Here is a 9,040-nt window from a genome sequence, read left to right as displayed (position 1 = left end):
CCTTCAAGCCGATGCCGCGCCCAGTCAGGTCGTGCACGGTGTTGATGAGATGTCGCAGGTCGCGTCCGAGCCGATCCAGTTTCCACACGACCAGTGTGTCGCCAGTTCGCAACGCCTTCAGGCAGCTGTGTCCTAGGAATAAAGGTTGTCACAAGCCCCCTTTTATTTCGAGGCCTCCAGCCAAAACCTGCGTGGCAAAAAATTAATAAACTCTGTCACAAATCTTGAATTTACAAAAAATGATGGGGTTTTTCGAAGAATAAAGATTGTCACAGCGGAGGATCAGAAGCCGAGGAGTCAGATGGGGCGGAAAAGCCCCCACTCAGTCATGATGTTATTTTTCTGACGGAAACGACCGCAACTGCATCAGTTGTGGTTTTAGAGTGCGGATTCCACAACACTTGGACACTCAGCCCACGATCATTTGGACACTCATTCCACGCTCACTTGGAGAGGCAGTCGGAGCGCAGCGACGCAGGTTCGCATTGTTAGTCTGAAGTCCCGGTTGCAGTCAATTTCGTTGCGCGCCTGCGCATCGATTTGCCCTTCAGTTCGATGCGGTAAGCGTTGTGCACCAGCCGGTCTAGGATCGCATCGCCCAAGGTCGGATCACCGATCAGCGCATGCCACTTATTCACCGGCATCTGGCTGGTCACCAGCGTCGAGCGGTTTCCGTAACGGTCGTCCAGCAGTTCCAGCATGTCGCGCCGCTGCGCGGCGGTAAACGGTGCAAGGCCCCAGTCGTCCAGGATCAGCAGATCGGTCTTGGCATAACCCGCCATGAGTTTGGCGAAGCGACCGTCGCCGTGGGCCAGGCCCAGTTCTTCCATCAAGCGAGGCAGACGAAGATAACGCACGCTGTAACCGTCCCGGCAAGCCTTATGGGCCAGCGCGCAGGCGAGCCACGTTTTGCCTACGCCTGTCGGGCCGCCGATGATCAGGTTCAGGCCGTCACGCAGCCAACAGGATCAGTTGCGGCCCGATATCAGCTGCAGTTACACGCAGATGATCAACAAATTCCTCCACCACCAGATGGGCATTGACGCCGCCAAAACCATAACTGTTGATGCTCGCCCGACGTGGCAGCTCGTTGCCGTCGGCATCCTGCACCGCCGGCCATGGCAGGTTCCCGGACGCGAGCGACAGTTGCTGCGGATCGAGCGTGATCGCCGGGCTGAGTTGTTGATACCCAGGTATGCCCGGCAGTTGCTGCTGTTTTACCGCATCAATCACCTTGAACAACGCCGCCATGCCGGACGCCAACTCCTCACCAGTAACCACGTGCGCCACATAGATCACGCTGACACCTAAGGCGGCTTACTTGGTGGTACAGCCGCCATTGATAGGACGGCGCGCCCGTTGATCCACCCATCAAGCCGCACCAAGTCAGCAATATCAGTCAACCAAGACTTGCCGACCGCTGACAGCGCTTTTGAAGGGGGTCGTTAGTTGTTGCGCCGCATTCTTGACCAGTACCAGCGAACCGGCCAGCAGCACTAGGTGCTTTGATCAAAAACGCGCGGATGCCGGTCATGGTTGGAAAACCACCTGCCGAAGCCTCCAGCCACCTGGAACAGTCAAGAGTAGAGTGGAGGTTGTCAGGTAAAACAGACAGTAGCCGACGGCGGCTATCGGTGCGATCCTCGGTGACCAGGCACCAATAGCTAGACCCAGACCAGTAGTCCATTCAGCTCCGCCCAGTGCATAACTTGTGCCCTGAGTACCGAATACTCCGTGCATCTAAGAAAGGAGAGGACTGTTACTGATCAACGAGATCAGTCCCTGAGCGTTGTAGTCCAATTAAGAACTTTTAAACAAACTCCATAAAAACGCCACCAGACCACCCGCCGTGGCAATCGCCGCCAGCCAACTGAGTATCGGCAAGCCCGCCCACACGGGCCCCACTGCAGCGATCTGCGGACCGAAGGTAATCACCAAGGCACTGATCAGCAACGCTAAGGAAAGCCTTGTGGAGGCCAGGCGCAATGAGCGCTCCAGACGCTCTAGCCCAGGCAGATCCATGCGCACTTCCAGCACTCCGTGCTTGAGCCGGTTGACTAGCAGTCGCGCCAGTTGCGGCAAGTCACCCAGCAGGCCGCGTCCCAACTCAAGGCCATCGAGGCCCAGGCGCTTTGTCATCCTCCAACTCAATTGCTCCCGGAGCATTTTGACGATGGCCGGCTTGGCTGTGGCGATAAGGTCTAATTCCGGGTCCAGACGCGTCAGCACACCATCGGCAGTCACCAGGGCCTTGAACAGCACCAACAAATCAGGCGGTAAGAGCAATTGGTGCTCGCGCATCAAATCAAGAAAGTCTTCAATGAGCGCACTCATGTTCAGTGCCTTGCCACCATGGCGCGCTATGTATTCGCGGGCGGCCTGTTCAATGGCGGGTATGTTCTGCACACCATTGCCGCTCCAGTCGATTAGCACAGTCACCAGCGCATCACTATTGTTCTCGGTCAATGCGCGCATGAAGCTCATCACCTCAAGGCGTCGGCGCTCGTCGAGACGACCAACCATGCCAAAGTCAATAAAACCGACACGATTACCACTCATGGCCTTGAGGTTGCCTGGGTGCGGATCACCATGGAACACACCGTCCTCCAAGAGCATTTTTATAAATGCACGTGCGCCACGGCTGGCCAGCAGGCTCGGGTCCAAGCCTTGCTCGATCAGAGCTTGGCGCTCCAGCGGGGTATAGCTGGGAAGATATTCCTGTACAAGCAGCCGCTCGCTACTATGGGCCCAATAAATACGCGGGATGACAATGTGCGGCTGCTGCGAGAAATTAGCCGCTACGGCGTCACAGTTAAGGCCTTCCTGAGTAAAATCCAGCTCTTCCAACATCGCTCGAGCCAGTTGTCGGACCATCTTGCGCGGTTGGTACTGCGCCAAAGCGCCGTTGTCTTCAATCAGTAGGGCGACGCTTTCCAGCAGTTGCAGGTCGGCAGTCATTTTACGTCGCAACCCAGGGCGCTGAATTTTGACCACCACGTCCTCACCACTGAGCAGGCGCGCCCGATAGACCTGGGCAATCGATGCTGCCGCAAGAGGAGTGGTATTGAACTCGGCGAACACCTGATCAAGCTCAGCACCAAGGTCTTCAAGAACCTGGCCTTGCAACTGCTCCCAAGTCAACGTTGCCGCGCCGCTGTGCAGGTTTTCGAGTTCTTCGATCCACAATGCCGGCAAGATGTCGCCGCGACTTGCAAGGATCTGCCCAAGCTTGACAAACGTTGGCCCCAACGCCTCCAACGCTCGCCTCACGCGCTGTGGGGTGCCCTCGTCAGTTGGTTGGCTGCCGACGGGCTCAGCCCCCCCCACCAGCCGTCCCAGGCCCAGACGGAATAGCACATCCTGAGCCCCGAAACTGGCGAGGATAGTAACAATTTCACGCCCCCGTTGATGGTGCTTGAGTGCGGTCCAAGTTGATTCGAGCATAGCGAGTAGCCCCCAGGTTTTTCTATCGTGTCGTGCACACAGCGAAATTCCAGAACTCGATGCCTGGATGCACCTTTGGACACTGGCAGCTCATTTTCGATCAGTTGATTGACCGCTTGGGCTTTGAATTCTTTCGGGTAATACGGGGGGCTATTAGCTCCCCCTGATCGGCCTCATTTTAAGGCACAAAGTTTCTACTAATCTGGAGGGATTCAGACGTGAAATCACTGTAATTGGCTTTCAGCCTATGTAATCAGGCTGATTGTGAGGCTGCGCCTTTATAAAAGCTGGATGCTCCAAACACAATTGGTAAACCGTCAAAACCTGCTCAAACCGCTGAAGTTCGCAGCCCATGCGCAATGCATTGGCCACCTGAGGTACCAGACAACAATCGGCCAGGCTCGGGCTGTCGCCAAAACAGTAGCTGCCGCTGCCATGGCGGCTCAACATAGTTTCCAACGCCTTGATTCCCTCTTCGATCCAGTGCTTGTACCACGCCTCTTTCTGTTGATCGCTGATTGCCAGTTGTTTATTCAGGTAACCCAACACACGTAGGTTGTTCAGGGGATGAATGTCACAACCTATTAGATTCGCCACTTCCAATACGCGGGCGCGGGCCAGAGGCTCTAGCGGGATCAGTCGCGCGTGTGGACTGAGGTTGTCCAGATAATCAATGATTGCCAGGGATTGGCTGATCGGCTGACCATCATCCGTGATCAGCAAAGGTACGCTGTGTGACGGGTTTAGTTTCAAAAACGAGGCCGTTGCCTGCTCGCCGACGCGGATATTAATACCCTGGTGCTGGTAGTCAAAACCCTTGAGTGCCAGCGCTATGCGCACGCGCCATGAGGTGGAGCTGTTGAAAAAATTATACAATTGCACCGTATTCTCCTTTTATCTTGGGTAGGGCGCGATAACGCCGACCCATTAAAAAAACAGCAGTCGCTGCGAGTAGCGCTGGCACCATCAGCCAAAGAAAAATACCGTTCAAACCAATCCCGGCACTCAATAAGGTGCCGCCAGCCAAAGTGCCTGCAATCGAGCCGATGCGTCCGACCCCATGGCACCAAGCAACACCAGTGGCACGGCTGGTAGTCGGGTAGAAGTTCGCCGCCAGGGCGTTGGCTCCAACCTGGCTGCCGCTGATACAAAAGCCCATGGCGGCCACGCATGCCAATAGCACTGAGAAATGCTGATAGAACTGGCTGATGGCCAACAACGTCAACGTGCCGCCGATGTACGCCGTAGTCAGCACTTTCCAGGCATCAATGCGATCCATGGTTGCGCCAAGGATAATCGCCCCCAGCGTTCCACCGACCTGGAACATTGCACCAGCCAGCGCCGCGTCCGACATCGCCTGACCCGTCTCGCGGATCAGGGTCGGCAGCCAGTTGGTGAGCAGGTAGATGATCATGAACCCCGTAAAAAACGTCCCCCATAGCAGCAAGGTTCCGTATTTCAAATGCCCTTGAAGGATCTCTCGCACGGGTGAATCTTTAGCCTGTGGAGGCACCTCAAGTTGCACATTGGCTGGCAGTGGAGCAATGCGCCGCAAGATGTCCGTCACCCTGTCGGGCACCATGCGCCTGGCGATCAAAAACCGTACCGATTCGGGCAGCCACGCCATTAGCATGGGTAAAAACAACAACGGTAACAACCCGCCCAGCATCAACACTGCGCGCCAGCCTACAAGTGGCAGCAAATGGGCAACCAGTACCCCGCTCAAGGCTGAGCCAAGGGTGAATCCGCAGAACATCAGGGTGACCATTAACGAGCGGCGGCGCACTGGGCAATATTCGCTGACCAGGGTAATCGCATTGGGCATCGCTCCGCCCAGCCCCAGACCCGTGAGAAACCGCAATACCGTCAGTGTTTGCACATCACCCGCTGTCGCCGAGGCCAGACTCCAACCGGAAAAAAACAGCACCGAGACTAACAGCACCATCTTGCGCCCGAAGCGGTCAGCTAAGGGCCCGGCAGCAAAGGCCCCCAGCATCAATCCCAGTAATACCGCGCCCAGCAACGGATTAAGCTGCGCGGTCGTCAGCGCCCATTCCTCGCGCAGTACAGGTGCGATAAAGCCGCCGATAGCCGTGTCCAAACCGTCCAGCGTCGCAACCAGAAAGCACAGTATGAGGATGCGCCACTGAAAGCCTGACATCGGATGGCGATCGATAAACGCCTGCACGTCCACGCTCTTCTTATTATGAGTGGATGACATTACATCGCTCCTGCAACGAGTGGACGGGGGTTACCCATTGATAAACAGGCTCAAATCACCTGCACACGCAGCTGACCGAGACCGTCAATTCCGGCGGCTATCAGGTCGCCGGCTACCACCGGGCCCACGCCTTCGGGCGTACCGGTCATGATTAGGTCTCCGGGCTGCAATTCGAAGTAACGGGATAGGTAAGCGATGATTTCCGGCACGGACCAAATCAGTTGTGCAATGTCGCTGCGCTGTTTGTCTTCACCGTTGACCGTGAGCCACAATCCGGCCTGCTTCGGGTGGGCAACCAACGTAGCTGGCCACAAGGGTGCAATCGGCGCCGAGTGATCAAAAGCCTTACCGATTTCCCATGGACGCCCTGCCTTGCGCATCTCCAGTTGCAGGTCGCGACGGGTCATATCGAGACCAACGGCATAGCCCCAGACGTGCTCATTGGCCTGTTCCTGGGGAATGTTGCTGCCACCCTTGCCGATGGCGACAACCAGTTCGGCTTCGTAGTGGTAGTTACTGGTTTGCGTCGGATATTTCAGCGTCAGGACCTCATCCTCCGCCACGGGTACAACTGCATCGCTCGGCTTGCAAAAGAAAAACGGGGGTTCGCGGTCAGGGTCAAACCCCATTTCCCGTGCATGAGCGGCGTAATTGCGCCCCACACAATAGACACGGCGCACGGCAAACAGCTCGTCACGGCCTTGGATAAAAAGCGACGTCGGCTGCTGCGGTTGAAAAATGTAAGTCATGGTCATCTCCAGGTTTTAAAAAGACTCGCGCGATTCACGCAGCAACCCCAGCGCCTGCTGCACGGGGCGGTCGGAAAAGCTGAAGAGCACGCACTCCTGATCCGCCGCCAAGCTGACTTGGGCCCAACTGGGGACCACGAATATGTCCTTGGGCTCAAAGTTCAGGCGTTGCCCGGCGATGCACACACTGCCACTGCCTTCCACCACAGAAAATACCGAGGCGTCGGTGCTGCGATACGGCTGGCCGCGAAAGCCTTTGGGTAATAGCTGCATGAACGCGGCGATGGTTGGGATCGGCCAGCCCCCCGTGAGCGGGTTGACGTAGCGCAACTTGATACCCTCCCAGCAATCCAGCGGTTCCTGGCGCAACAGGGTGTCGAGAGTTTCCCGGGTACGGGCGTAGGGATAATTGAAAATCGGCGAGGTGCGTGAGCTGGACTCATAGCGCATGGGTAATAAATTCATGCCATAGCGGGCCCCACTATTGCCCTCAGGCCGAGTCAGGGGCGGGACCGGAACTTGATGGTTTTCGGCGAAGCCGGCATCGAAGAAACGCACCATGGGTATGTCTAGGCCATCGAGCCACACCACGGGTTCACCACCTTCGTCGGCGGCTGGGTTGCCGTGGTCATGCCATGTCCAGGAGGGTGTGATGATGAAATCTCCGGGTGACATCGTGGTTCGCTCACCGTCTACCGAGGTAAATGCGCCTTGCCCGTCGACCACAAACCTCAGCGCTGATTGGCTGTGACGATGACTCGGAGCGGTCTCTCCGGGCAAAATCAGTTGCAGTCCAGCGTACAAGCTGGAAGTGATCGAAGCCTGCCCACGCAGAGCCGGGTTTTCCAGCACCAACACTCGGCGCACAGCCTCCTCGGCGCTGATCAGTTGCCCAGCTTCAGTCAGGAAAGGGCGCAGCTCGCGATAGCGCCACAGGGCCGGAACGCAGGCCGCGGCTGGCTCCGCAGGAACCAGATTGTGCAAGCGTTCCCAAAGCGGAAACAGACCCAGGCGATCAATACGCTGGTAAAAATCTTTCCGTACGGCAGTGATGTTGTTGTTCATGGATACACCTACAGGTTGAAACCGAGTCCTTAGGAGTATCCTGTGACTACCTATATGTGAATAATGCTATTTTAAGATAAACCCATACCAATCTACATATGGATACGCTCATGAGCTGGACTCGTCGCCTGCGTCTGCAACACCTTAAATGGTTGGTCAGCCTCGCCGAAACCGGGAGCATCAGCGAAGCTGCCCGAGCGTGTTTCAGTACCCAGCCTGCGTTATCCAAATGGCTTAAGGATCTCGAAGAAAGCATCGGCGCGCCTTTGTTCGAACGCCATGCTCGAGGCTTGAACCCCACTGCACACGGTTTGACTCTACTAGCCCATGCGCGGCGGGTACTCAGTGAAATGGAGCGTGCCCGTCACAACCTTGACACGCTACAAGGCACCAGCACCTTGCGGGTGGCTATTGGCACATCCGCCGCCTCGGCGCCCAACTTGGTACCGGCCGCCATCATGGAGTTTTTGCGGCGCCATCCCATGGCCCAGGTAGACCTGGAAGAAAACACCATGACGGCCTTGCTCGAACGACTGGAGCTCGGCCAGTTGGACCTGGTGGTCGGCCGTCTCGACAGTTACGTCCCATCCCACACGCTGCGTAGCGCGCGGCTATACGATGAAAAAATGCGTATCGTCTGCCGCGCAGACCACCCCTTGACTCAGCGAACAGGGCTGACCTGGGACGACTTGTACAACGTCAATTGGATTCTATGGCCGACCACCAGCCCCATCCGCAGCAAACTGGATATGGCCCTGGCCCACGCAGGGCGTCCGCCACTGCCATGTCGCATAGAATCCTCTTCACTGGTGGGCAACCTGTGGCTTTTGCAATACAGCGACTTACTGTCAGTAGCTTCCGAACGAGTAGCTGAACACTTCGCCCTGCGCGGCTTGTTGGTAAGCCTGGACTTTGAGCTGGATGCCACAGGCTCCCTGGGTATGTGCTGGCGTGACGAACCGTTCACTGACGTGGCCCTACCCGACCTTATGGCTAGCCTACGCCATGCCGCCGGCTGTCAACCCGGACGCTTGAATTCGTTTCTTACCACCGAAACCAGAAAGGGGCGTAATTGAAACCCGCTGAATACGCCTGACAGCTTAAAAGGTTAGATGTGTGCATGACGTTTCCCCGATAATGGCGATGCGCTCTGGAGCGTTATCGACTTCCCGCGAGACAGCGGCGAGTTGATCGAAGCATCCTTAAGTGACGTAATAGAGGCATCAGGATGACGTCCCGTTATGCCTGGTAACATCATTGATCCTGGCAAGTCGAACCTTAAGACCATCAAGGCATACAAGAACGCGGGCTTCGAAGCTGTTGGCGACTTCCTTGCAAGCACACGCGTTTTTGACGGGCTTGAGACGGTGCTGATGGTGGAAAAATTTTAACGGATGCCCGACATGGAAAGTTGCTGGCCATGTCGTCTACGCGGTATCCGCTCCATGAAGCCCACATTCCAAGCGACTACCTGAAGCCCGATGCTGCGCTCCCGATTTCTTTCTGGAGCCAGTCCGCCATGATGCGTCCCGACAGCAAAGTCGAAAAGGTGTACCTCTAT

General features: G+C 56.6%; 8 protein-coding genes and 2 pseudogenes. 2 read left to right on the top strand and 8 right to left on the bottom strand.

Translation table 11 applies throughout. The features are described from left to right. The 8 genes and pseudogenes from MF6396_RS27235 to gtdA all read right to left on the bottom strand — a co-directional run. Positions 1 to 127, bottom strand: a pseudogene (locus tag MF6396_RS27235) (recombinase family protein); the annotation flags it as partial. A gap of 361 nt (positions 128 to 488) precedes the next feature. Next, positions 489 to 962: pseudogene (gene istB / locus MF6396_RS27230) on the bottom strand (IS21-like element ISPre4 family helper ATPase IstB); the annotation flags it as partial. Then, positions 952 to 1,299: a ketoacyl-synthetase C-terminal extension domain-containing protein gene (locus tag MF6396_RS27225; RefSeq protein ID WP_177346358.1), complete on the bottom strand. Its 348-nt coding sequence runs from the start codon at positions 1,297 to 1,299 to the stop codon at positions 952 to 954. The pseudogene istB and the gene MF6396_RS27225, both read right to left, overlap by 11 nt. A gap of 501 nt (positions 1,300 to 1,800) precedes the next feature. Continuing rightward, the gene (locus tag MF6396_RS27220; protein WP_078481976.1) at positions 1,801 to 3,444 is read right to left on the bottom strand and encodes an ABC1 kinase family protein; all 1,644 of its coding nucleotides are present in this window, start codon (positions 3,442 to 3,444) and stop codon (positions 1,801 to 1,803) included. Positions 3,445 to 3,684: 240 nt separating this feature from the next. Next, positions 3,685 to 4,326: a maleylacetoacetate isomerase gene (gene maiA / locus MF6396_RS27215; protein ID WP_078481975.1), complete on the bottom strand. Its 642-nt coding sequence runs from the start codon at positions 4,324 to 4,326 to the stop codon at positions 3,685 to 3,687. Further along, complete coding sequence (locus MF6396_RS27210; protein ID WP_078481974.1) at positions 4,313 to 5,665, bottom strand: MFS transporter; 1,353 nt, start codon at positions 5,663 to 5,665, stop codon at positions 4,313 to 4,315. Before MF6396_RS27210 ends, maiA begins: the two co-directional genes overlap by 14 nt. Positions 5,666 to 5,715: 50 nt before the next feature. After that, positions 5,716 to 6,414, bottom strand: coding sequence for a fumarylacetoacetate hydrolase family protein (locus MF6396_RS27205; protein WP_078481973.1), 699 nt, complete (start codon positions 6,412 to 6,414; stop codon positions 5,716 to 5,718). Between the two features lie 15 nt (positions 6,415 to 6,429). Beyond that, entirely contained in the window at positions 6,430 to 7,479 is a 1,050-nt protein-coding gene (gene gtdA, locus MF6396_RS27200; RefSeq protein WP_078481972.1) for a gentisate 1,2-dioxygenase, read from the bottom strand. A gap of 110 nt (positions 7,480 to 7,589) precedes the next feature. Here gtdA and MF6396_RS27195 point away from each other — a divergent pair, with 110 nt between their 5' ends. Both MF6396_RS27195 and MF6396_RS28735 read left to right on the top strand, forming a co-directional pair. Continuing rightward, positions 7,590 to 8,555 carry a LysR family transcriptional regulator gene (locus MF6396_RS27195; protein WP_078481971.1) on the top strand — a complete coding sequence of 322 codons (966 nt, stop codon included), beginning with the start codon at positions 7,590 to 7,592 and terminating at the stop codon, positions 8,553 to 8,555. A gap of 165 nt (positions 8,556 to 8,720) precedes the next feature. Beyond that, on the top strand, positions 8,721 to 8,870 hold the full coding sequence (locus MF6396_RS28735) for a hypothetical protein (RefSeq protein ID WP_161493052.1): 150 nt from the start codon (positions 8,721 to 8,723) through the stop codon (positions 8,868 to 8,870). Positions 8,871 to 9,040 lie beyond the last annotated feature (170 nt).

The sequence above is a fragment of the Pseudomonas sp. MF6396 genome, assembly GCF_002018915.1.
Lineage (GTDB): Bacteria > Pseudomonadota > Gammaproteobacteria > Pseudomonadales > Pseudomonadaceae > Aquipseudomonas > Aquipseudomonas palmensis.
This window is presented reverse-complemented; position numbering and strand designations above follow the sequence as displayed.

What these genes read in the sequence shown, in the direction of transcription:
- gtdA (WP_078481972.1), bottom strand. Translation starts at nt 7,479, where the DNA reads ATGAACAACAACATCACTGCCGTACGGAAAGATTTTTACCAGCGTATT.
- MF6396_RS28735 (WP_161493052.1), top strand. Translation starts at nt 8,721, where the DNA reads ATGCCTGGTAACATCATTGATCCTGGCAAGTCGAACCTTAAGACCATC.
- MF6396_RS27210 (WP_078481974.1), bottom strand. Translation starts at nt 5,665, where the DNA reads ATGTCATCCACTCATAATAAGAAGAGCGTGGACGTGCAGGCGTTTATC.
- MF6396_RS27195 (WP_078481971.1), top strand. Translation starts at nt 7,590, where the DNA reads ATGAGCTGGACTCGTCGCCTGCGTCTGCAACACCTTAAATGGTTGGTC.
- MF6396_RS27205 (WP_078481973.1), bottom strand. Translation starts at nt 6,414, where the DNA reads ATGACTTACATTTTTCAACCGCAGCAGCCGACGTCGCTTTTTATCCAA.
- MF6396_RS27220 (WP_078481976.1), bottom strand. Translation starts at nt 3,444, where the DNA reads ATGCTCGAATCAACTTGGACCGCACTCAAGCACCATCAACGGGGGCGT.